The 22,290-nt window shown below is 65.9% G+C and carries 19 protein-coding genes and 1 tRNA gene; 4 read left to right on the forward strand and 16 right to left on the reverse strand.

The window, feature by feature from the left end:
• Window positions 1–297: 297 nt before the first annotated feature.
• The 9 genes from ACSF9G_RS12400 to ACSF9G_RS12440 form a co-directional block, all read right to left on the reverse strand.
• Window positions 298–1,950 (reverse strand): acyl-CoA dehydrogenase family protein, encoded by a 1,653-nt coding sequence (locus ACSF9G_RS12400; RefSeq protein ID WP_436641956.1) that lies wholly within the window; start codon window positions 1,948–1,950, stop codon window positions 298–300.
• Between the two features lie 130 nt (window positions 1,951–2,080).
• Window positions 2,081–2,527: a PaaI family thioesterase gene (locus ACSF9G_RS12405; protein WP_436641958.1), complete on the reverse strand. Its 447-nt coding sequence runs from the start codon at window positions 2,525–2,527 to the stop codon at window positions 2,081–2,083.
• Complete coding sequence (locus tag ACSF9G_RS12410; protein ID WP_436642144.1) at window positions 2,524–2,913, reverse strand: MerR family transcriptional regulator; 390 nt, start codon at window positions 2,911–2,913, stop codon at window positions 2,524–2,526. The genes ACSF9G_RS12405 and ACSF9G_RS12410 overlap by 4 nt, the downstream gene beginning before the upstream one ends.
• Before the next feature lie 151 nt (window positions 2,914–3,064).
• Window positions 3,065–3,829: a glycoside hydrolase family 25 protein gene (locus ACSF9G_RS12415; RefSeq protein ID WP_436641960.1), complete on the reverse strand. Its 765-nt coding sequence runs from the start codon at window positions 3,827–3,829 to the stop codon at window positions 3,065–3,067.
• A gap of 203 nt (window positions 3,830–4,032) precedes the next feature.
• Entirely contained in the window at window positions 4,033–4,503 is a 471-nt protein-coding gene (locus ACSF9G_RS12420; protein ID WP_436641962.1) for a GNAT family N-acetyltransferase, read from the reverse strand.
• Window positions 4,500–5,669, reverse strand: coding sequence for a DegT/DnrJ/EryC1/StrS family aminotransferase (locus tag ACSF9G_RS12425; protein ID WP_436641964.1), 1,170 nt, complete (start codon window positions 5,667–5,669; stop codon window positions 4,500–4,502). The genes ACSF9G_RS12420 and ACSF9G_RS12425 overlap by 4 nt, the downstream gene beginning before the upstream one ends.
• Window positions 5,670–5,692: 23 nt before the next feature.
• Complete coding sequence (locus ACSF9G_RS12430) at window positions 5,693–6,676, reverse strand: Gfo/Idh/MocA family oxidoreductase (RefSeq protein WP_436641966.1); 984 nt, start codon at window positions 6,674–6,676, stop codon at window positions 5,693–5,695.
• A 12-nt stretch (window positions 6,677–6,688) separates the two neighbouring features.
• Window positions 6,689–8,095, reverse strand: coding sequence for a magnesium transporter (gene mgtE, locus ACSF9G_RS12435; protein WP_436641968.1), 1,407 nt, complete (start codon window positions 8,093–8,095; stop codon window positions 6,689–6,691).
• A 170-nt stretch (window positions 8,096–8,265) separates the two neighbouring features.
• Window positions 8,266–9,411 (reverse strand): NAD(P)/FAD-dependent oxidoreductase, encoded by a 1,146-nt coding sequence (locus tag ACSF9G_RS12440; protein ID WP_436641970.1) that lies wholly within the window; start codon window positions 9,409–9,411, stop codon window positions 8,266–8,268.
• 352 nt (window positions 9,412–9,763) lie between these two features.
• On the opposite strand from ACSF9G_RS12440, the gene ACSF9G_RS12445 reads away from it, so the two are divergent.
• Window positions 9,764–10,990 carry a sulfotransferase family protein gene (locus ACSF9G_RS12445; protein ID WP_436641972.1) on the forward strand — a complete coding sequence of 409 codons (1,227 nt, stop codon included), beginning with the start codon at window positions 9,764–9,766 and terminating at the stop codon, window positions 10,988–10,990.
• A gap of 293 nt (window positions 10,991–11,283) precedes the next feature.
• Here the strand turns inward: ACSF9G_RS12445 and ACSF9G_RS12450 are convergent.
• Window positions 11,284–11,370: transfer RNA gene (locus ACSF9G_RS12450), tRNA-Leu, on the reverse strand.
• A 114-nt stretch (window positions 11,371–11,484) separates the two neighbouring features.
• On the reverse strand, window positions 11,485–11,868 hold the full coding sequence (locus tag ACSF9G_RS12455; protein ID WP_436641974.1) for a FliM/FliN family flagellar motor switch protein: 384 nt from the start codon (window positions 11,866–11,868) through the stop codon (window positions 11,485–11,487).
• A gap of 77 nt (window positions 11,869–11,945) precedes the next feature.
• Here ACSF9G_RS12455 and lipB point away from each other — a divergent pair, with 77 nt between their 5' ends.
• Window positions 11,946–12,656, forward strand: coding sequence for a lipoyl(octanoyl) transferase LipB (gene lipB, locus ACSF9G_RS12460; protein WP_436641976.1), 711 nt, complete (start codon window positions 11,946–11,948; stop codon window positions 12,654–12,656).
• On the opposite strand, the gene ACSF9G_RS12465 is transcribed toward lipB, so the two are convergent.
• The 4 genes from ACSF9G_RS12465 to ACSF9G_RS12480 form a co-directional block, all read right to left on the reverse strand.
• Entirely contained in the window at window positions 12,637–12,912 is a 276-nt protein-coding gene (locus ACSF9G_RS12465) for an acylphosphatase (RefSeq protein WP_436641978.1), read from the reverse strand. The two genes, lipB and ACSF9G_RS12465, sit on opposite strands and share 20 nt — an antisense overlap.
• 438 nt (window positions 12,913–13,350) lie before the next feature.
• Window positions 13,351–14,598 (reverse strand): class I SAM-dependent methyltransferase, encoded by a 1,248-nt coding sequence (locus tag ACSF9G_RS12470; RefSeq protein ID WP_436641980.1) that lies wholly within the window; start codon window positions 14,596–14,598, stop codon window positions 13,351–13,353.
• A 222-nt stretch (window positions 14,599–14,820) separates the two neighbouring features.
• Window positions 14,821–16,833: an acetyl-CoA carboxylase biotin carboxylase subunit gene (accC, locus tag ACSF9G_RS12475; protein ID WP_436641982.1), complete on the reverse strand. Its 2,013-nt coding sequence runs from the start codon at window positions 16,831–16,833 to the stop codon at window positions 14,821–14,823.
• Between the two features lie 97 nt (window positions 16,834–16,930).
• Entirely contained in the window at window positions 16,931–18,214 is a 1,284-nt protein-coding gene (locus ACSF9G_RS12480; protein ID WP_436641984.1) for an MgtC/SapB family protein, read from the reverse strand.
• A 142-nt stretch (window positions 18,215–18,356) separates the two neighbouring features.
• Between ACSF9G_RS12480 and rimO the strand changes: the two genes are divergently transcribed.
• Together rimO and fghA are read left to right on the forward strand one after the other, a co-directional pair.
• Window positions 18,357–19,673: a 30S ribosomal protein S12 methylthiotransferase RimO gene (gene rimO / locus ACSF9G_RS12485; protein ID WP_436641986.1), complete on the forward strand. Its 1,317-nt coding sequence runs from the start codon at window positions 18,357–18,359 to the stop codon at window positions 19,671–19,673.
• Window positions 19,674–19,757: 84 nt separating this feature from the next.
• Window positions 19,758–20,594 carry an S-formylglutathione hydrolase gene (gene fghA / locus ACSF9G_RS12490; RefSeq protein ID WP_436641988.1) on the forward strand — a complete coding sequence of 279 codons (837 nt, stop codon included), beginning with the start codon at window positions 19,758–19,760 and terminating at the stop codon, window positions 20,592–20,594.
• A gap of 21 nt (window positions 20,595–20,615) precedes the next feature.
• On the opposite strand, the gene ACSF9G_RS12495 is transcribed toward fghA, so the two are convergent.
• On the reverse strand, window positions 20,616–22,148 hold the full coding sequence (locus tag ACSF9G_RS12495; RefSeq protein WP_436641990.1) for an acyl-CoA carboxylase subunit beta: 1,533 nt from the start codon (window positions 22,146–22,148) through the stop codon (window positions 20,616–20,618).
• Window positions 22,149–22,290 lie beyond the last annotated feature (142 nt).

The raw sequence follows: 22,290 nt of genomic DNA on the forward strand, positions 1-22,290 counted from the left end.
CGCCCCGGACCTGATCCGGGGCCCAGCCCGGCGACTGCCGCGTCTCTGGGGCCTGGATCAAGTCCAGGACACGAGGCCTGTTTCGTATTACCGGTCGTGCGTACCTGACGTCTCTCGGCGTGCATCGGCATGGCCGTGCCGTGTCGCTCTGGATTCCCGCTTTCGCGGGAATGAGCGGCTGGGGGAACGGTCTCGCCTCCTCTCCGCTCACCCCCGCGAAAGCGGGAGCCCGGAAGCCGCGAGCATCGGAGCCGGACGTCTTGTCGAACCGATCCATCACACCCATTCGCCTGCCCCTCAGTCCAGCTTTGGCCGGGCGCGGTCGACGATCGCCGCCTCGTCCAGCCCATCCGGAAGCAGGCCGAAGGCCAGGCCGATGCCCTCCCCCAGCCGCGTCGCGCAGAAGGCGTCGGCCACGAAGTCCGGTGCGTATCGCAGTATCAGCGAGCCCTGCAGGCCGAGCGCCAGCTCCATCGCGATCTGGCGGGCATCCGCCTCGCCGAACCGCTTCGCCGCGATGCGCTCGCCGAGCCTGTCCAGATGCGCGTCGAAGCGCCTGTCGACGCCGGCGGCGAGCCTCATCTCGGCCGACAGCGCCTCCATCGCGCCCGGCTCGCGGCCGATGGCGCGCAGCACGTCGAGCGCCATCACGTTGCCCGAGCCTTCCCAGATGCCGTTGAGCGGTGCCTCGCGGTAGAGCCGCGCCATCTCGCCGGTCTCAACGTAGCCGTTGCCGCCGTGCAGCTCGAGCGCCTCGGCGACGAGCGCCGGCGTGCGCTTGCACAGCCAGAACTTGGCGACGGCGACCGCGATGCGGGCGAACGCCTGCTCGGAGTCGCTTATCGCCGACTCGTCGAAGGCGCGCGCGACCCGCATGGCGAGCATGGTCGCCGCCTCGCTTTCCACCGCGATGTCGGCGAGCACCCGGCGCATCGCCGGCTGGTCGACCAGCTTTCGCTGGAACGCCGTGCGATGGCTGGCGTGATGGATCGCCCGGGCGACCGCGGCGCGCATGATGCCGGCCGCCGAGATGCCGGTGTCGAGGCGGGTGTGATGCACCATCTCGATGATGGTCCTGACGCCGCGCCCCTCCTCGCCGACGATCCGCGCCCAGGTGTTGCGATACTCGATCTCGGAAGACGCGTTCGACTTGTTGCCGAGCTTGTCCTTCAGCCGCTGGATCAGGAACACGTTGCGTTCGCCGTCCGGCGTCCAGCGCGGCACGAAGAAGCAGGTGAGCCCGGCCTCGGTGTTGGCCAGCGTCAGGAACCCGTCGCACATCGGCGCCGAGCAGAACCACTTGTGGCCGGTCAGCAGATAGTCGCCGCCCCCGTTCCCGCCCGCGGGTACCGCCCGCGTCGTGTTGGCGCGCACGTCCGAGCCGCCCTGCTTCTCGGTCATCGCCATGCCGATGGTCGCCCCGGTCTTGCGCGGCATCGGCATGAAGCGGGGGTCGTAGCGGTCGGAGACGATCTTCGGTTCCCACTCGGCGGCGAGATCGGGCTGCTGGCGCAGGGTCGGCACCGCCGCGTATGTCATCGTCACCGGGCAGAGCACGCCGATCTCGGCGAAGTTGAACAGGAAATGCAGGCCCGCGCGCACCACCTGCGCGCCCGGCCTCGGCTCGGCGAAGGGCAGCGCGTGGATTTCCTCGGCCACCGCCTTGCCGATCAGTTCGTGATAGCTGGGATGGAACGTGACCTCGTCGATGCGGTTGCCGACCCGGTCGAAGGTGTGGAGCTCCGGCGTATAGGTATTGGCCAGCCGGGCGAGTTCCTGCGTGCGCCCGCTCGCCACCCACTCGCCCAGCGACACGTGCCGCTCGCGGCCCCACGCCCCGCCCTCGCGGTCCATCGCCTCGACCAGCGCGGCATCGTGCAGGAAGGCATTGAAGCCCTCCAGCGGCGGCACCTGATTGAAGACCTCGTGGGTCGCGCCCGGATCGCGCATGGTTGTCTCCCTGAAAGCGACCGCCTTATGGTTGGGGCCCGCCTCGATCATACCTCATGAACTAGGGTCCGATCCCCCGTCGTCGCGTTCGCGCAACGGCGGTGCATCGTTCGTTATCCCGATGGCGGCCTTAGTCATCGAGCCCCTCCAGACAGATCATCGAGAACAGCCCCGTCGCCACGTGGGTCTCGCGCTCCCCCTCGATGCCGTAGACGTCGCCCCGGCAGATCGTCAGCGTCCGGCCCGGCTTGACGACGCGCCCGCGCGCGATCAGCCGCTCGCCCTTGCCCGGGTTGAGCAAGTTGAGCTTGAACTCGGTGGTGAGCACGCCGGTGCCCCTGGGATAGAGCGACAGAGCGGCGTAGCCGGCCGCCGAATCGACCAGCGTCGTCGTCGTGCCGGCGTGGAAGAAACCGTGCTGCTGGGTGAGTTCGCGCCGGAACGGCAGCGCCAGGTCCACCGCCCCCGGCGCCAGATGCGCGATCTCGGCGCCGAGCATGGTCATGAACGCCTGGCGCGCGAGGCTCGCGCGCACGCGCTTTTCCCAATCCGGATCGCGGGGCTCGAAGCCGCTCATGGTCTTTCCTTTCCCAGCGAGGCAAGCCGTTCGTGGCACCCCGTCTCCACGTCATCGAGATCGGCCAGCGTCAGGTCGATGTCGCGGCGCTTGGCCAGGAGCTCGGCGCGCCGCTCGGCGATGCGCGCGATCAACAGGTCGAGCTGGCCGCGCTCGCCCGGCGGCGCGTCGTACATGTCGACGATCTCGCGGATTTCTGACAGCGAGAAGCCGAGGCGCTTGCCGCGCAGGATCAGCTTCAGCCGCGTCCGGTCGGCCGGCCGGTACAGCCGCGTGCGCCCCCGCCGCAGCGGATCGATCAGGCCCTGCTGCTCGTAGAAGCGCAGCGTCCGCGTCGTCACGTCGAACTCGCGGGTCAGGTCCGTGATCGTGTAGTGCGCGCGAATGCCCGCCTCCCGGGTTACAGGAGGCAGCTTCAATTACCTTGACGTAAAAGTCAATTTTTTCAAATATATAAGCAAAAACAATGACATATAAAGATTTCCCGAGACACATACGGTCGCGCGGACCGCATTCCGGAGGGGCGCGATCCGCCCCTCAGTAGCGGTCCTGCAGGAACAGCCGCCAGTCCGTCTTGGTGCCGACGAAGGCATTGCGGTCGACGTTGCCGTCGACGCCCGGTACCCGGCCCTCGGCCGTGTACTGCCAGAACGTCCAGCGCCGCTTGCCGTATCTCAGGCTCGGATAGCCGGCGACGCTGCGCACCCAGAAATGGTGGCCGGTGAACAGGCCCTCGAGGATGTCCTCGTGGAAGTCGACCGAGGTGTAGATGACGGGCCGCTTGCCGTAATACTTTTCGAGCCCATCGGCCATGATCTGCATGTCGCGCAGCAGTTCGTCGCGCGGCGGACGGCGGCGGCAGGTCGTGGACTCGTTGTTCCACTCCATGTCCATCACCGGAGGCAGCGCGTCCGGATCGTAGGGCACGTTGGCGATGAACCAGGCGAGCTGCTCCTCCACCGGGCGGCAGAAATACCAGAAGTGATAGGCCCCGCGCGGCACGCCGGCCGCCTTGGCGCCGTTCCAGTTGTCCATGAACTTCGGGTCGACGTAGTCGCCGCCCTCCGTCGCCTTGATCCAGGCGAAGGCGACGCCGCCATGTCCGGCCTTCACCCAGTCGACGTCGCCCTGGTAGCGGGACAGGTCGATGCCGTGCACCTGATAGTCGTTGGGACGCGGCAGCCGCGGCTCCAGCCCGGCGCACGAGGCCGCGACCAGCGCGAGCGCCAGCGCGGCGATGGGGCCGCGCTTAACCGTCGCGCCGCGCGGCGCGCGCAACAAACTCAAAACCGGGAATCGCATTGCCTGTCCGTACCGTCCGATAGCGCAAGAATCCGGCGGCCCACCCCTGAAGCCACACGCGCCTACCCAGCCGCCTTTAGGTTAAGGCAGAGTAACCGAGTTCGGTAAATTTTTGGACAAGAGCGCGCGGGAGCCGCCGGGCATCGCGCCCCGCTCCCGCCGCGGCACGGGCTTCCCGCTTCGGTCTCGAACGCCGCGGCGTTTCAGCGCGCGTACTGGACGAAGGGCGTCAGCCTGGCGATGCGGTCGTAGAGTTTGCGGGCGGTCTCGTTGCCTTCCTGCGTCGCCCAGTAGACCCGCTCGGCCTTGCGGTCGTCGGCCGCCGCATAGACCGCCTCGATCAGCGCCCGGCCGCAGCCACCAACGCGCGCGTCGGCGTCGACGAACAGGTCTTCAAGATAGCAATACGGCCCGTCCGCCCAGGTCGAGGGATGGAACAGGTAGTGGCAGAGGCCGGCCATCCGGTCGCCGTCGTGGACGCAGAGCCCATGCAGATCGAACTGGGGATCCATGAGCCGCGCCCAGGTGCGCTCGGTGATCGCCTCGGACAGCGGCTGTTCGTAGAAGGTCAGGTAACCCCGCCACAGCCGTTCCCACGCCGCCCGGTCGGCCGGCTCGAGCGGTCGCGCGCGGGGCTTGGCCCCGGACGTGACGCCGGGCGGGGTGCTGTTCAACCGACCGCTTTCCGCAGGCAGTCGACGACGAACCGGACCTCGCGCGCCTCGATGTCGCCGTGGATCGGCAGGCTCAGCACCTCCTCGGCGAGCCGCTCGGAGACCGGCAGCGACAGGCCGTCCGGCGCCCACTGCTCGAACGCGGGATGCTTGTGCAGCGGCACGCGGTAGAACAGACCCGTGCCCACGCCCATCTGCGCCAGCCGCTCGCGCACCTGGTCGCGATTGGGCACGCGGATTGTGTAGAGCGCCCAGGCGCTGCGCATCCCGGCGGGAACCACGGGCGTCGCGAAATCGCCGGCGAGCAGCTCGGTGTAGAGCGCGGCCATCTGTTCGCGCCGGTCGAGCTCGGCGGCGAAGGCCTCCAGCTTTATCAGCAGCACCGCCGCCTGGATGGTGTCGAGCCGCGCCGTCATGCCGATGCGCATCGCCTCGTCGCCCGATCCCTGGCGGCCGTGCGTGCGGATCATCTTGATCGCCTCGGACAGCTCCTCGTCCTCGGTCAGGATCGCGCCGCCGTCGCCGTAGCAGCCCAGCGGCTTGGTCGGATAGAAGCTGGTCGCGGTGATTGGCGCCAGCGTGCCCACCCGGCGATTGCCCATGATGGCGCCGAAGCTCTGCGCCGCGTCGGCGAGGACGCGCATGCCGCTCTCGGCCGCGATCGCCGATATCCGGTCGTAGTCGGCCGGAAGGCCGTACAGATCGACCGGCATGACAACCTTCGGATTGAGCCGGCCCTCCGCGATCACCGCCGCGATCGCGGCCTTGAGCGCGTCCGGGTCCATGTTGAAGGTGTCCTCGTCGACGTCGACGAAGACCGGCACCGCCCCCAGCGGCGCGACGGCGGCCGCGCTGGCGGAAAAGGTGAAGCCGGGCACGAACACCGCGTCGCCGGGCTGGACGCCCAGCGCCATCAGCGCCATGGTCAGCGCGTCGCGGCCGCTGGACACGCCGATCGCGTGACGCGCCTCGGCGAAGGCCGCCAGCTTCTCCTCCAGCTCCACGACCTCCGGGCCGAGAATGAACTGGCCGTGCCGGAGCACGTCGTCGATGCGCGCCTCGATGCGCGCGCCGAGGCGGTCGCGCTGGCGCGTGAGATCGAACAGGCCGACGGACGTGACCGTCTCTTCGGTGGCGACAGGCGCCAGGGTCTCTGCTGTAGCCACGCGGCAATGCTCCTTTTGGTCGTTCAGCCCGCCAGCTTCGCTTCGACGCGTGCGCGGTGGCTGCGAATGCTGTCTGTGATCATGGTCGCGACGTTGAGCGCCTCGCGGCCGACCCGTCCATCGACGGTCGGGCGACGCCCCGTCTCGACGCACTCCAGGAATTCGGCGATCTCGTTGCCGAGGCTGTCCTCGCGGGCGATATCCCACGATTCCACCGAGATCGCATTGGGGCCATCCGCCGCAGCCTCCGGATTCCGGGTGAACCGGGTCACCTGGTGGTCGGCGAAATCGCAGATCAGGTAGTTGTCGAGCTGGAACATCCGCAGCTTCCGCTCCGTGTGCCCGGCGATTCGGCTCGCGGTGATGTCGGCCACGGTGCCGTTCTCGAACGTGATCCGGGCGTTGGCGATGTCCTCGGAGCTGTTGAGCACCGGCGCGCCGAGCGCCTGCAGCGTCTCGACCGGGGAATCGACCAGACCCAGAACCAGATCGATGTCGTGGATCATCAGGTCGAGCACCACGTCGACGTCGGTCGCCCGCGGCTTCCACGGCGAGATCCGCCGGCTCTCGATGAACAGGGGCCGGCTCACCTTCTCCGCCAGCGCCTTGAAGGCGGCGGAAAAGCGCTCGATATGGCCGACTTGCAGAACGACGCCATGCTTTTCGGCGAGTTTGACCAGCGTATCGGCATCGGACACGCTTTCGGTGATCGGCTTCTCGACCAGCACATGCACACCGTTCTCGATGAAGAACCGCGCCACCTCGTAGTGCTTCGAGGTCGGCACCGCGATGGACACGGCGTCGACCTGGCCCGGCAACTGGCGATAGTCGGATACCGGCGCGCCGCCGAACTCGGCAGCGATCTCCTCGGCGCGCGCGGAATCGGCGTCGCACACGGCGACGAGGTTGGCCTTTTCGTTGCCGGCATAGTGCCTTGCGTGGAACCGGCCGAAATAGCCAAGGCCGACCACCGCTGTCCGGATGGGCAATTGCATGATGCCCGTCATGGCACTTCCGTTTCACATAAGCAAGACAGTGGCGAGACCCAGAAAAGCAAAGAATCCAACAACATCTGTAACAGTTGTGAGGAAGACGGTTGACGCGATGGCGGGATCGATACCCATCTTGTCCAGGCCGACCGGAATGGCGATCCCGAACACGCCGGCGCAGAACAGGTTGACGATCATCGCGGCGGCGATCACCGCCCCGAGCTGAATGTTGGCGAACCAGGTCGCCGCCACCACCCCGATGATCACCGCGAACAGGACACCGTTGATCAGCCCGACCATCAGCTCGCGGGTGACGAAACGGCGTATGTTGTAGCCGGCCAGTTCACGGGTCGCCAGCGACCGGACGGCGACCGTCATCGTCTGCGTGCCGGCGTTGCCGCCCATCGAGGCGACGATCGGCATCAGGATCGCCAGCGCCACCATCTGCTGCAGCGTCGCGTCGAACAGCGCGATGACGCCCGAGGCCAGGATCGCCGTGGCCAGGTTGACGAAAAGCCAGGTGAACCGGCTGCGCGCCGTATAGGCGACCGTATCGGAGATCTCCTCGTCGCCGACACCGGCCAGGCCGCGGATATCCTCCTCGGCCTCCTCCTGGATGACGTCGACGATATCGTCGAACATCAGGACGCCCACAAGGCGGTCGTGGTCGTCGACGACGGCGGCGGAGACCAGGTTGTAGCGTTCGAAGACGCGCGCCGCCTCCTCCTGGTCGAGATCGGCCCGGATCGACTGGACGTCCGGGTCCATGATCGTTTCGATCGGGACCGGGCGCTTGCTGCGCAGCAGCGTGTTGAGGGCGACGGTGCCGACCGGCTTGAACTGCTCGTCGACGACGATGATCTCGTAGAACTCGTCCGGCAGGTCCTCGGATTCGCGCATGTAGTCGATGGTGCGCCCCACGGTCCAGAACGGCGGCACCGCGATCAGGTCCGTCTGCATGCGCCGGCCGGCGCTGTCTTCCGGGAAGTCGAGGCTACGCTTGAGGACGGCGCGCTCGACCGCCGGCATCCTGGCGAGGATCTCGGCCTGATCCTCCGCTTCCAGGTCTTCGAGGATGTAGACGGCGTCGTCCGATTCCAGGTCGCGAACGCCTTCGGCCACAGCCTCGTTGGGCAGTGCCTCGATGATCTGTTCGCGGACGGTGTCGTCGACTTCGGTCAGGACCGCGTAGTCGAAGTCCTCGCCGAGAAGCGCGACGAAGCGGGGACGCTCGTCCTGGTCGAGCATCTCCAGGATGTCGGCGATGTCGATCTCGTGCCGGTCCGCGCACAGCGACCGCAGCGCCGCGCCATCACCGGCCCCCACGGCCTCGGAGACGGCCTGGAGAAACGGCGCGGCGATCTCGCCGTCCGCGTCACGCACGGCCATGCTGCCGCCGGTTTCGGCCGGCGCCGCCTGTTCCGCGTGCTCCTGCACGTCGCTCTCCTCGGATGGTCTGCTCCCGGCCGGCCGGGACCGCTCAAGTTCTATAGAAACCGGTGCTGTTCGGCAAAGGCTCCCGCCGCGCGCGGAGGAAACTTGAATCGATTTGTGAGCAGAATACGGCGAGCCGTTACGATATCGCCGGTTTCCACACCGAAATGACTCTAGGTCACGCCACGAGCGGCCAGGTTCGCGACCCGCGCCGCGACCGCCAGCGACGCGGTCAGCCCCGGCGATTCGAATCCCAGCAGATTGATCAGCGCCGGTCCGCAGGTGGTGTCCATGCGGAAATCCGGGCTCGCCGCGCCATCGAGTTTCACGCGGATGCCGCTGTAGTCGGGATGCAGCGATCCGTCGGCCAGGTCCGGCCAGTAGGCGCGGATCGCCGCGTAGAACGGCTCCGACCGGGCCGGATCGACCGCGTAGTCGATGTCCTCGCCCCGCTGGACATCACCGTCCCGGACATCACCGTGCTGGACATCGCCCAGCCATTCGACGTCCGGGCCGAACCGCGCCTGCCCGCCCATGTCGAGCGTCAGGTGCACGCCGAGCCCGCCGGCCTCCGGCACCGGATAGATCAGGCGGGAGAACGGGCATGTCCCAGTCAGCGAGAAGTAGTTGCCCTTGGCATAGGCGACCCGTGGCACCGCCTGCGGCGGAACGCCCTCGATCGACGCCATGACCCGATGGGCGAACAGTCCGGCGGCGTTGACGACGAGACCGGCCTTCAGCGCGAACGGATCGTCACCGCCGAAACGCAGCGCGACGCCTGTCTCGCTCAGGCGGCCGCCGATGACCGACGTCCGGAACGCGAAGGCCGCGCCCGCGTTTTCCGCGTCGCCCTGCAGCGCCAGCATGAAGGCGTGGCTGTCGACGATTCCCGTCGACGGCGACAGCAGCGCGCCGGCGCCGCGCAGGGCCGGCTCCAGCCTTGCCAGCCCGGCCCTGTCGACGAACATGAGATCGTCGACGCCGTTCGCCGCGGCGCGCCCCTTCAGGTCTTCCAGGTCAGGCAGCTGCGCCTCGGTCGCGGCGACGATGAGCTTGCCGATCCGGGCGTGCGGCACGTCGCGGGCGGCGCAATAGGCATAGAGCCGCTGCTTGCCCTCGACGCACAGCCGCGCCTTCAGGCTGCCCGCCGGATAATAGATGCCGGCATGGATCACCTCGCTGTTACGGCTCGAGGTCGCGGTGCCGATCGCCGATTCGGCTTCGACGACGATCACCTCGCGGCCGGCCAGCGCGAGCGCCCGGGCAACCGCCAGGCCGATCACCCCGGCGCCGATCACCACGCAGTCGACCTTGTCCACCCGCCATCTCCGCAAACTTCACGCATCCCCGCGGCCAAAGCCGCGAATCGCGACTCCGCCATGCTGGACCAGCCAGCCATGGCGGCATCGTTCAAACAACTCGCATCCGGAAAAGCCGGGGCGGCACTGGTGACTGTTCCAGCACCAGGCGCGACCGCCTCATCCTATCACAGGGCGATGCTGGACCGGGCGTACCGAACCGGCTTAGGTTATTGCGCACATTCCGCTGGAGGCTCAGTCGTTTCGAGCCACGGAAACACTCGGAAAGCAGCCGAGCCACAATTACCGCCACCAGACCAGGGAATAGACGGCCAAAACGCAACCGCTAAAGCAGAAAAGGCGCGACCTGTTCATGCGCAAGTATGGATATTTCTTCCATCCTATTGTTGGAGAATCATTCTGCTACAGTCCCACGCTGAATTTCTTGTACCTCAACAATGCGAAAAGCGGCTGTTCGACCATAAAATCCGCGCTTGTTCCCGAAGTCATAAAGCGGGAGAGACTGACCTTTCCCGACCCGCTCCCAGCCGCCTATCTGCATAGCGGTAGATTCTGGAGCAGATCGTACCAGGGCATTTCGGAAAACCGGCCGTTCACATTCAGCGTCGTGCGGAATCCTTTCGCCCGGATCCTGTCCGCCTATCTCGACAAGATCTGCAAGCAGGGAATCCTGAGAAACAAGCATTTCATACAGAATGATATCCCGCTGGACGCGAACATATCCTTCGTGGACTTCCTGGAATCTCTGGACCCGAATACGTCTGTTTTTGACCGGCATTGGCGCCGGCAAGTCGACAATCTTTTTGTTGGCCAGATCGATATCGACAAAATCTACTACTTGGAAAATTTCGATGAAACGGCCGATGACCTGGCAGGCGCGTTGAGCGTCAAGCCGCGTTTTCAAAAGCGCGCGCCCCATGCAACCGGCGCATCCGGCGAATTCAAGCGGCACTATAACGATCGAGCCATTGAACTGGTCCTGGATCTATACGCCGCCGACTTCGAAATATTCGGATACTCGAAAAATATAGACGACGCGATGCACGCGCCGAAAAGCACAATAAGCTGTCCTGCCGAAACCGAGTCCGGATACGTTTCCCTGACTCTTCTCGCGCTCAGCCTGATGCCCGAGAACAAGAACACGCTTCTGGAACTGGCGAAAACATCGGAACTGGATTTCGTCGACAAGGCGCTTGTGGCGAATAAGGCCCCAAACTCGCCTTTTGGCGATGCGTTCGACGCGGAGCTGGATGCGCGACTACCCGGAGGAAGCGCGTTCGAGAAGCTGGTCGGATTCGCCTTCAAGGCGACACGCGCGCGGCGGCGCAAGCAGCTGGGCACCGAGGCGGACTGCCTCAGGGAGGTGGTTCGCCTTGCCCCCTACCTTGCCCGGAACCGATCGCGGCTGGCTCGTTGCCTGGAGGAACAGGGCAGACACGACGAGGCCCTCGAGATACTCGACCAGCTCAAACGCACGACGTGGCGAGAAGATCTGATCCAGCAGGCCGAGGACACCGTTTTAGCCGCCCATTCCGGAAGGAACGGCGACCGATCGTCCGCGCCGAAGGCGCTTCGCTAGCCGCCACCGTCAGGACGGGACGGCCCTGTTCGCCAGACGTCAGCCAGCGCGGCGCCCTCAACGTCGCCCTGCAGCCCTTCAGGCCACCGGCGGGATAGGCATTGCCGGTCTGGATGACCTCGCCGGCGAGGTTCGCGGTGCCGATTGCCGATTCGGATTCGGCGACGATCCCGCAACGCTGATCACCGACCCGCCGATCCTGTCCACGCGCCCACCCCGCCCGCCGGGCTGCGGATACGAAAAACCCCCAAAAGCGATGTGCTTTCAGGGGCCCGAATTCAACACGTTCAATTTGGTGCGGTCGAGAAGACTCGAACTTCCACGGGTTTTACCCCACAGCGACCTCAACGCTGCGCGTCTACCAATTCCGCCACGACCGCGATTGTCCGCAAGGCCGCAAGGGCCGCGAACACGGCGGTGATGTAGCAAAGGAACACCGCGCTCACAAGGGGGGCGGAGGCGTTTGCCAACCGGAATGACGCGACGATGACGGCTCAGACCGTCTGGTCGTCGGGCGCCACCGCGTCATCGGTCCGGGATTCCGCCGCGTTTGCCTGGTCAGCCGCTGCCGCGAGCGCGTCCGTCGCGGCACTGGTCTCGGCATCTCCGCCCGCCGGATCCGCCGGTCTCGTCGAGCGGCGGCGCTCCGGCGGCAACGGCAGCATCCGGGTGATCGTCACCTTGATGTTCTCGCCCTGCACCATCACCTGCGCCTTGGCGATCGGCGTGTTGTGGGCGAGCAGCACCACGTCCTCGGATTCGAGCTGGTCGAGCGCGATCACCGCGCCGCGGCCCATCCGCAGGAGCTGGTGGACCGGCATGGTCGCGGTGCCGAGTTGCACCGCCAAATCGATCGTGACGTTCTCTACGGTGGACATGAACGCCGTCCGCCCTTCATTTAGTGCTGATATGTCGCCTGGACGCGGCCCAATGCTTGGTCGAACGTGGTTAGCGGATGGTTAATTTCCTGGAAACGGAACCCGAGAATCGGCAGGACATCGCGGTTCCCGCAATCGAGTGGCAGGTCAGCGACGATCCTGTCGCCTACGAGGATGCGTTGGCGCGCATGGAGGCGCGCGTCGCCGAAATCCATGCCGGCACCGCGCCCGAGCTCGTCTGGCTGCTCGAACATCCCCCGATCTACACCGCCGGGACGACGGCGTCCGACTCCGAGCTGACCGACCCGACGCGATTCCCGACGGTGCGCACCGGCCGCGGCGGCCGCTGGACCTATCACGGCCCCGGCCAGCGCATCGCCTACGTCATGCTCGATCTGAACCGGCGCGACCGCGACGTCCGCCGCTTCGTCGCCGACCTGGAAGACTGGGTGATCCGCACGCTGTCCGACTTCGCCGTCGACGGCGAGATCCGCGAGGGCCGCGTCGGCGTCTGGGTCCGCCGTCCCGACAAAGGCCCTGGAATCGAAGAGAAAATCGCGGCGATCGGCATCCGTGTGCGCCGCTGGGTGTCGTTCCACGGCATCGCCATCAACGTCGAGCCGGACCTCTCGCACTTCTCCGGCATCGTGCCGTGCGGCATCGCCGAACACGGCGTCACCAGCCTGGCCGATCTCGGCCGCATCGTCTCCATGCCGGAAGTCGACATGGCGCTGCGCGCCCGCTTCGAGGACGTCTTCGGAAAAACCGTCAGCCCGAACGGCGGATAGAAAACCCGTCCGGAATCGCGCCGCCCTCGGACATTACCGTCACGTTGGCGACGATCGCGTCGCGCGGGCCATCCTCGCAGCGCCTCAGCATCGTCGCGACGGCGCCCGGATCACCCGAGAACACCGCCTCCACCGCCGCGCCGCGGCAGTTCTGCACCCAGCCCGAAAGCCCGAGGGCGCGTGCGTTCTCCGCCGTCCAGGCGCGGAAATAGACGCCCTGAACCCTGCCCTCGATTCGGACATGGACGGTCCTCATCGGCTGCGCGTCGGTCATGAGACTAGGCGAGCAGGATAGGTGCGGCGGGTCAAGGGGGGAGGCAGCACAGGATTGATAGGGCCGCGTTCCGATTTCCACGTCATTGCCGGGCCTGACCCGGCAATGACGGGATAACGGCACAAGATGCCCGGGTCGAGCCCGGGCATGACGTTTCCTGTCTCAGCCCCTGCCCCGCGGCCCCGGATTCCCGCTTTCGCGGGAATGAGCAGGCGGGGCGAGGCCGCGCCATCGGCCACTCGCGTCATGCTCGGACGTGTTCCGGGCATCCAAGCGCGGCGCCGGCGAAAGACGAAACCGTGGATGACCCGGACAGCCCCGGCTAAGACGGCCTCTGTCTGTGGCCGAGCCGTTCCCCAATCTCCGCTCATTCCCGCGAAAGCGGGAATCCGAAGCGTTTCGAGAAGAAAAATGCGCGGCCTATTCCGCCGCCTTCTTCCGCGTCCGCATCGGTTTCACGAGCGCGCGCTCGTCGTCGACGATGAAATCGCGGATGATCGGCACCGCGTCCCGCTCCCGCGACAGCAGGAGCTGGAACACCATGTTGGAGCCGTGCAGGAAGCCGAGCTCGACGGCGGAGAGATAGAACTCCCACATCCGGCAGAAACGCTCGTCGTAGAGCACCTTGGCCGCCTCGCGGTTCGCCGCGAAGCGCTCCCGCCAGTGCCGGATCGTATAGTAGTAATGCAGCCGCAAGATCTCGTTGTCGCAGGCCCAAAGGCCCACCCGTTCGAGCGAAGCGAACACCTCCGACATGGCCGGCACGTAGCCACCCGGGAAGATGTACTTGCGGATGAACGGCCCGGTCGTGCCCGGCGGCGTCATGCGGCCGATCGCATGGATCATGGCGTAGCCGTCATCGGTCAGAAGATCGCGCACCTTGCCGAAATACTCGTCGAAATAATTGACGCCGACATGCTCCATCATGCCGACGGAGACGATGCGGTCGAATTTGCCGTCAAGCTCGCGGTAGTCGCGCTCGAAGAACGTCACCTTGTCGGCGACCCCGGCCTCCTCGACACGCTGGCGCGAGATCTTGAGCTGTTCGGGCGAGACGTTGATCGCGGTGACCTGCGTGCCGCATTTGGCGAGCTGGATCGCCAGCGACCCCCAGCCCGAGCCGATCTCGGCGACCTTCATGCCGGGCTCGAGACGCAGCTTCGCGGCAATGTGGATGAGCTTGGCCCGCTGCGCCTCCTCCAGCGTCTCGTTGTCGGGATCGCGGAAATAGGCGCAGGAATAGTTGAGCCCCTCGTCGAGGAACAGCCGGTACATGTCCGTCGACAGGTCGTAGTGGTGGCGGGCATGTTCCGCGGCGACGCCAAGCGGATTGGCCTGCTGCCACCGCTTCAGGCCGCGCCAGGCGCGGCGCAACAGCTTCTGCGATCCGGCCGACGCCAGCCCCGACCGGTTGACCGAGAACAGCTCCAGGAACTGATGGACGTTCGAGCCGTCCTCGAAGGTCAGCGTGCCGTCCATATAGGCTTCGGCGGCGATCAGCTCGGGATTGAAGGCGAGCTTGTGGTGCAGTGCCTTGTCGTGCAGGCGAACGGTGACTGTCGGTCCGTTTTCGCCGGAGCCGAATTCGTGCAGGGCCCCGGAGGCGTCGTAGAGCCGCATGCGACCGTTGCGCACGAATTTTCTCAACAGGCCCGACAACATCCGCATGCCGTTCCCCTTTCCGCCGGTTGAAATGCTGTCGCGTTATAGCGAACGCGCGACGTTTGGATAGCCGCGTTGTGAAACGGCCTTGGACGCCTTCGGCACGCCGCCCGTCACAGGCTGCTGGAGCTGAGCACGGGCAGAACTCAATTTTTCGCGGAACTCTCCGCGCTCCCCCGAGCCGCCAACGAACCGGCCCAAGCCGGCCGAATGCGACGGCCGGCGACTCTACTCGAATTCCATGATCACCGCGTCGACGGCGAGGCTGTCGCCCTGGGCGGCGTGAACCTTGGAGACCGTCGCATCGCGCTCGGCGCGCAGCACGTTCTCCATCTTCATCGCCTCCACGACGGCAAGCGTCTCCCCGGCCTTGACCTCCTGGCCCTCGGCGACGGCGATCGACACGACCAGCCCCGGCATCGGGCAAAGCAGCAGCTTCGAGGTATCCGGCGGCTCCTTGATCGGCATCAGGGCGGCGAGCTCGGCTTCCGTCTCGGTGAAGACGTCGGCTTCGAGCGATACCCCGCTATGGGCAAGCGCGTAGCCGGTCAGCGTCGGCTTGACCTGTACAGAGACGCCCTCGCCGTCGATGGTTCCCATCCATACCGGTTTGCCCGGAACCCAATGGGAATGAACGTGCACGGGCTTGTCGTCCCCGTCCTCCAGGAAGGCGATCGAGTAATCCGGCATTTCGCCGGACACGGACAGATGAACCTCGCGCCCGTCGAGCCGGACGATGCGCCGGTTCGGGAACCGGTAGCCCTCGCCGTTCAGCTGACCGGTGATGGCCCGCCTGCGCGTATTGTTGAGATGGTCGACACAGGTCGCGACCGCGCAGATCACGCGCTCGGCACGGCCGGAGGGCGCGCGCGGATGGAAACCGTCGGGATATTCCTCGGCGATGAAGGCCGTCGACAGATTGCCGGAGATCCAGCGCGGGTGCTCCATCAGCGCCGACAGGAACGGGATATTCTGCTGGATGCCCTCGATATAGAAGGCGTCGAGCGCGCGGCTCATGTGCTCGATGGCGCTCTTGCGATCCGGCCCGTGGGTCACCAGCTTGGCGATCATCGGGTCGTAGAACATCGAGATCTCGCCGCCCTCGTAGACGCCAGTGTCGTTGCGGATCGTCAGACCGTCATCGTCGGTGCCCTCCATCGGAGGCTGGTAGCGCACGAGACGGCCCGTCGAGGGCAGGAAGTTGCGGAACGGGTCTTCCGCGTAAACGCGGGACTCGATCGCCCAGCCGTTGAGCTTGATGTCGCCCTGGCCGAACGGCAGATTCTCGCCCGCCGCGACCCGGATCATCTGCTCGACCAGATCGATGCCGGTGATCATCTCGGTCACCGGGTGCTCGACCTGCAGGCGGGTGTTCATCTCCAGGAAATAGAAGGACTTGTCCTGGCCGGCGACGAACTCGACGGTTCCCGCTGAGAAGTAGTCCACGGCCTTGGCCAGCGCGACCGCCTGCTCGCCCATCGCCTTGCGGGTCTTCTCGTCGAGAAGCGGGCTCGGCGCCTCCTCGACCACTTTCTGGTTTCGCCGCTGGATCGAGCATTCCCGTTCGCCCAGATAGACGACGTTGCCGTGCTTGTCGCCGATCACCTGGATCTCGACGTGGCGCGGGTTCTCGATGAACTTTTCGATGAACACGCGATCGTCGCCGAACGAGGACTTCGCCTCGGATTTCGCACGGGTGAAGCCTTCGGCCACCTCGTCGGCCGAATAGGCGACGCGCATGCCCTTGCCGCCACCGCCTGCCGACGCCTTGATCATCACCGGATAGCCGATCTCGTCGGCGATCTTGACGGCTTCCGTCTCGTCCCCAATCACGCCGAGATAGCCTGGCACGGTCGAAACGCCGGCGGCGTCGGCGGCCTTCTTGGATTCGATCTTGTCGCCCATCGCCTCGATGGCGCCGACCGGCGGGCCGATGAAGGCGATACCGGCCTTGTCCAGCGCCTCGGCGAACTTCGAATTCTCCGACAGAAAGCCGTAGCCCGGATGCACCGCTTCCGCGCCTGTCTGGCGGCAGGCGTCAAGAATCTTGTCGATGATCAGATAGGACTCCGCGGCCGGCGGCGGGCCGATATGCACCGCCTCGTCGGCCATCTCGACGTGCAGCGCATCCTTGTCCGCATCCGAATAGACCGCGACGGTCGCGATGCCCATCTTCCGGGCGGTCTTGATGACCCGGCAGGCGATCTCGCCACGGTTGGCGATCAGGATCTTTGAGAACATCTTCTGTTGGAGCCCCTCGGAATTGCGCGGTCTGGCCGAACGCCAGTCGGTATGGCGCCCCGTCTTTTAATCGTGCCGGGCGCGCCCGTAAATGCTCCTAACCGGGTATCAGGCCCGGCTGGAGCACCGTGATCCAATAGACTGCGACAGCGACACCGACCGACAGCACCATCGCCACGGCGAAACGGATCGAAAACGCCAGGCTGCCGGCAATAGCCCCCATCACCGCCTTGGAGAAGGAGTTGGAGAAGCCGACGACCAGAATGGCCAGCACCGCGGTATCCATCGGCATTTCCCCGCCCGCGTGCCGGGACATCGACAGCGTAATCGCGTCAACATCGGCAAGACCGGCCGCGGCCGCGAGCCAGACCGCGCTGTCGGGCCCGAACCATGCCCGCAGCGCCGCAGCCAGCAGCATGACGACCCCCAGCAGCGCCGCGAACCGCAGAACGAACCGCAGATCGAAGGGATTGCCGAGATCTGGCGAGGCTTCCGCGTTGTGCGGATCGATCTGGTGGTTGGCGAACAGAAGCCCGATTCCGCCGGATACCAGGGCGGCTGCACCCAGCGGCAACACGAGCTTCTCGAACAACGCATTGTCGATCACGGTCGCCACGACGAGGATACGCAGGAACATCACCGCGCCGGCCACCACGGCGCCGCCGGCCAGCAACGCGCTTCGACCGCCATCGTCCTTGGAGCGCCGCGCCAGGTCGAGCGTCACGGCGGTGGAGGCGACCAGGCCGCCGGCCGCCCCGGCAATCAGCACGCCGCGTTTCTCGCCGACCAGGCGGATAACCACATAGCCCGCGAACGAAACGGCGGCAATGAGCACCGCCATCAGCCAGATCTCGTAGGGGTTCAGCGCGTCGAACGGCCCGTAGCCCCTGTTGGGCAGGATCGGCAGCGCCACGAAAGTCATGGCCAGCAAGATCACGGCCGAGCGGATCTCCGGCCATGTCAGACGGTTCAGCCAGCCGTGCAGCATGCTCTTGAACGCCAGAAGGGTGGCGGTCGCGACGCCGCCGGCGGCGGCCACCGTCATGTTGCCGAGAACAGCATAGGCGCCGAGCACGAAGACCAGCATGGCGGCGACCACCGCGGTGACGCTGTAGTCGTTCTCCGCCTGCCCCTCACGCCACTTGTAGGCGGCGAAGACGGCGCTGAAGGCGACGAAGATCAGGCCGACCGCGATTTCGCTGATTTCCCGTCCAATCAACCCCGCGATTCCGCCGAGAAGACCGCTCAGCGCAAAGGTCCTCAGGCCCGCCGTCCGGCTGCCCTCCGCGCCGCTGCGCTCCTTCCAGCCACGCTCGACGCCGACGAGAAAGCCGATCGCGAGTGCCAGGCCCAGACGCTGGAAAAGTTCGAAAAGATCCATATCTGTTCCGAAACCGTTTTGGCGGATCATAAGCCCAGATCGCCGGGCGGTCAGTGATATTGAGCGATTTGCCGGAAACACTGGTTTCCGAGCCATAGATTGGTGTAGGCAAAGCGCCTTCAACCCGATTGGACGCCACTTCATGCCCAACGACACCCCGACCGTCGGCATAGTCAGCCTCGGCTGCCCCAAGGCACTGGTCGATTCCGAGCGCATCCTGACCAAACTGCGCTCGCAAGGCTACGCCGTCTCGCCGGACTATGACGGCGCCGATGTCGTCATCGTCAACACCTGCGGCTTCCTCGATTCCGCCAAGGAGGAGTCGCTGGAAGCGATCGGCGAAGCGATTGCCGAGAACGGCCGGGTGATCGTCACCGGCTGCTTGGGCGTCGAGGAATCCCGTATCCGCGACCAGTTCCCGGACGTCCTGTCCGTCACCGGCCCGCACCAGTACGAGGCCGTTGTCGGCGCGGTGAACGAGGCGGTGCCGCCCAGGCACGACCCCTTCGTCGACCTCGTTCCGCCGGAAGGGCTTCGTCTGACCCCGCGCCACTATGCGTATCTGAAGATTTCCGAGGGCTGCAACAATCGCTGCACCTTCTGCATCATCCCGCACATCCGCGGCGACCTGGTCTCGCGACCGGCCGACCGCGTGCTGATGGAGGCCGAGAAGCTGGTCAAGGCCGGCGTGAAGGAACTGCTGGTGATCAGCCAGGACACCTCGGCCTACGGCGTCGACCTCAAGTATGAAGAGAGGGAATACCGGGGACGCCCTGTAAGGACTCGCTTTTTCGACCTGGCCAAGGAACTGGGAGAACTCGGCGTCTGGGTCCGGATGCACTACGTCTACCCCTATCCGCACGTCGACGAGGTGATCCCGCTGATGGCCGACGGCAAGGTGCTGCCCTACCTCGATATCCCGTTTCAGCACGCAAGCCCGAACGTGCTGAAAGCGATGCGGCGCCCCGCCCACGCCGAAAAGACGCTCGAGCGCATCCGTCGCTGGCGCGACGTCTGCCCGGACCTCGCCGTCCGCTCGACCTTCATCGTCGGCTTTCCCGGAGAGACGGACGAGGACTTCGAGGCCCTGCTCGACTTCGTCGCCGAAGCGGATATCGATCGCGTCGGCTGCTTCCGGTACGAGCCGGTCGCGGGCGCGACGTCGAACGAGCTGCCCGGCGCGGTGCCCGAGGACGTCACCGAAGAGCGCTGGGCCGCGCTGATGGAAGCGGCGCAGGAGGTGAGCGCCGCGCGACTTCAGACCAAGGTCGGCCGCGAGATCGACGTCATCATCGATTCAGTCGACGGCGACGGCGCCACCGGCCGCTCGGTCTGGGACGCACCGGAAATCGACGGCTCGGTCTTCATCCCGCACGAGGATGACCTCACGCCCGGCGACATCGTCCGCGCACGGGTGGTAAAGGCCAGCGAATACGACCTGGAAGCCGATCTGGCGTGACCATCGACCGCCCCCCGCCGGCGAGCATTTGACGCCGCGATCGGCTAGGGTCGCCGCCGAATCGCGGAAACGGAGGCGGAACTGATGGAAACCGTATCGACCAACCGGGCGTTCGAGGGCGTTCAGGGCGTCTACCGACACGAATCGGCCACCTGCGGCTGCCCGATGACCTTCGCCGTCTACGTGCCGCCACAGGCCGAGAGCGGTCCCTGCCCGGTCCTCTGGTACCTGTCCGGCCTCACCTGCACCCACGCCAACGTGATGGAGAAGGGCGAATACCGGAAGGCGGCGGCCGAGCACGGCGTCATCCTCGTCTGCCCCGATACCTCTCCGCGTGGAGACGACATCGCCAACGACGAGGCCTATGACCTCGGCCAGGGTGCCGGCTTCTATGTCGATGCGACCGAGGCCCCGTGGGCGCCGCATTTCAATATGTACAGCTACGTCACCGAGGAACTGCCGGCGCTGATGGCGGCAAACTTTCCGGCGGACATGAACCGGCAGGCGATCTTTGGCCATTCCATGGGCGGTCACGGGGCCCTGACGATCGCGCTGAAGGCCCCCGGGACCTATCGCTCGGTCTCGGCCTTCGCCCCGATCACCAATCCGATCGCCGTCCCCTGGGGCCAGAAGGCGCTTGCCGCCTATCTCGGGCCTGACCCGTCAGCCTGGCGCGCCTACGACGCCACCGCGCTCGTCGAGGACGGGCGCAAAGTGCCGGAAATCCTTGTCGATCAGGGAGATGCGGACAATTTCCTCAGCCAGCAGCTCGATCCGGCAGCCTTCAAGACGGCCTGCGAGACCGCCGGCATCACCCTCACGCTCAACATGCGGCCGGGCTACGACCACTCGTACTATTTCATCTCGACCTTCATGGCCGACCACATCGCCTGGCACGCGGAGCGTCTGACCAAGGGCTGATCGGCCCGCAACATCCCGCCGTCACAGCGGGATGTTATCGTGCTTCTTCCAGGGGTTCTCGAGGTGCTTGTTGCGCAGCATGTCGAGCGCGCGGGCGATCCGCTTGCGCGTCGAATGCGGCATGATCACCTCGTCGATATAGCCCCGCTCTGCGGCGACGAACGGATTGGCGAAGCGGTTGGTGTATTCGTCGATCCGCTTGGAGATTTTTTCGGGATCACCGAGCTCGGAACGATACAGGATCTCGGCCGCGCCCTTCGGGCCCATCACCGCGATCTCGGCGGTCGGCCAGGCGTAGTTCACGTCGCCGCGCAGGTGCTTCGACGCCATGACGTCGTAAGCCCCGCCATAGGCCTTGCGGGTGATAACGGTGACCTTCGGCACCGTCGCCTCGGCATAGGCAAACAGCAGCTTGGCGCCGTGCTTGATCAGGCCGCCATATTCCTGCGCGGTCCCGGGCAGGAAGCCCGGCACGTCGACGAAGGTGACGATCGGGATCGAGAAGCAGTCGCAGAAGCGCACGAAGCGGGCGGCTTTCCGCGACGCATCCGAATCGAGGACGCCGGCAAGCACCATCGGCTGGTTGGCGACGAAACCGACGGTCGAGCCGCCGATTCGGCCGAACCCGGTGACCATGTTCTTGGCGAAGGCTTCCTGAATCTCGAAGAAATCGCCCTCGTCGGCAACCTTCAGGATCAGTTCCTTGATGTCGTAGGGCTTGTTCGGATTGTCCGGGATCAGCGTGTCGAGCGACCCCTCGATCCGCGCCGCATCGTCGAAGCTCGGCAGCTCCGGCACGCCCTCCTCGTTGTTGGCCGGCAGGAAGTCCATCAGCCGGCGCATCTGGATGAGCGCGGCGACATCGTTGTCATAGGCGCCGTCGGCGATCGAGGACTTGACCGTGTGGATGCTCGCCCCGCCCAGCTGTTCGGCCGTCACGGTCTCGTTGGTGACCGTCTTCACCACGTCCGGCCCGGTGACAAACATGTAGCTCGTGTCGCGCACCATGAAGATGAAGTCGGTCATTGCCGGCGAATAGACGTCGCCGCCCGCGCACGGCCCCATGATCACGGAAATCTGCGGGATGACGCCGGACGCAAGCACATTGCGCTGGAACACCTCGCCGTAGCCGCCGAGCGCCGCCACGCCCTCCTGGATGCGTGCGCCACCGGCGTCGAACAGGCCGATGATCGGCGCCCTGTTCTTCAGCGCCATGTCCTGGATCTTGGTTATCTTCTGGGCGTGCGTCTCAGACAGCGAGCCACCGAAGACCGTGAAATCCTTGGCGAAGACGAAGACGGTGCGACCGTTGATCGTGCCCCAGCCGGTCACCACGCCGTCTCCCGGGATCTTGGCGTCCGCCATCCCGAAATCGGTGCAGCGATGCTCGACGAACATGTCGTACTCCTCGAAGGAGCCTTCATCGAGCAGGAGCGCCAGCCGCTCGCGCGCGGTCAGCTTGCCGCGTTTGTGCTGGGCTTCGATGCGTGCGGTGCCACCGCCGACCTGCGCTACCGCGCGCCTGGACTCGAGCTGTTCGAGTATCGCCTTCATGACTGGACGGATCCCGTTTCGTTTTCTCGGGATCGGTCAATAGCATGGGTATCCGCCGACGGGGAGTCGGCAAAGTCCTGTCAATTTTCGCGGGTAGACCTTGTCGTTCCCGGTGGATCGGCCGATATATTCGTATTGGCGA

The sequence above is a fragment of the Microbaculum mangrovi genome, from assembly GCF_051390635.1.
Classification (GTDB): Bacteria; Pseudomonadota; Alphaproteobacteria; order Rhizobiales; family Tepidamorphaceae; genus Microbaculum.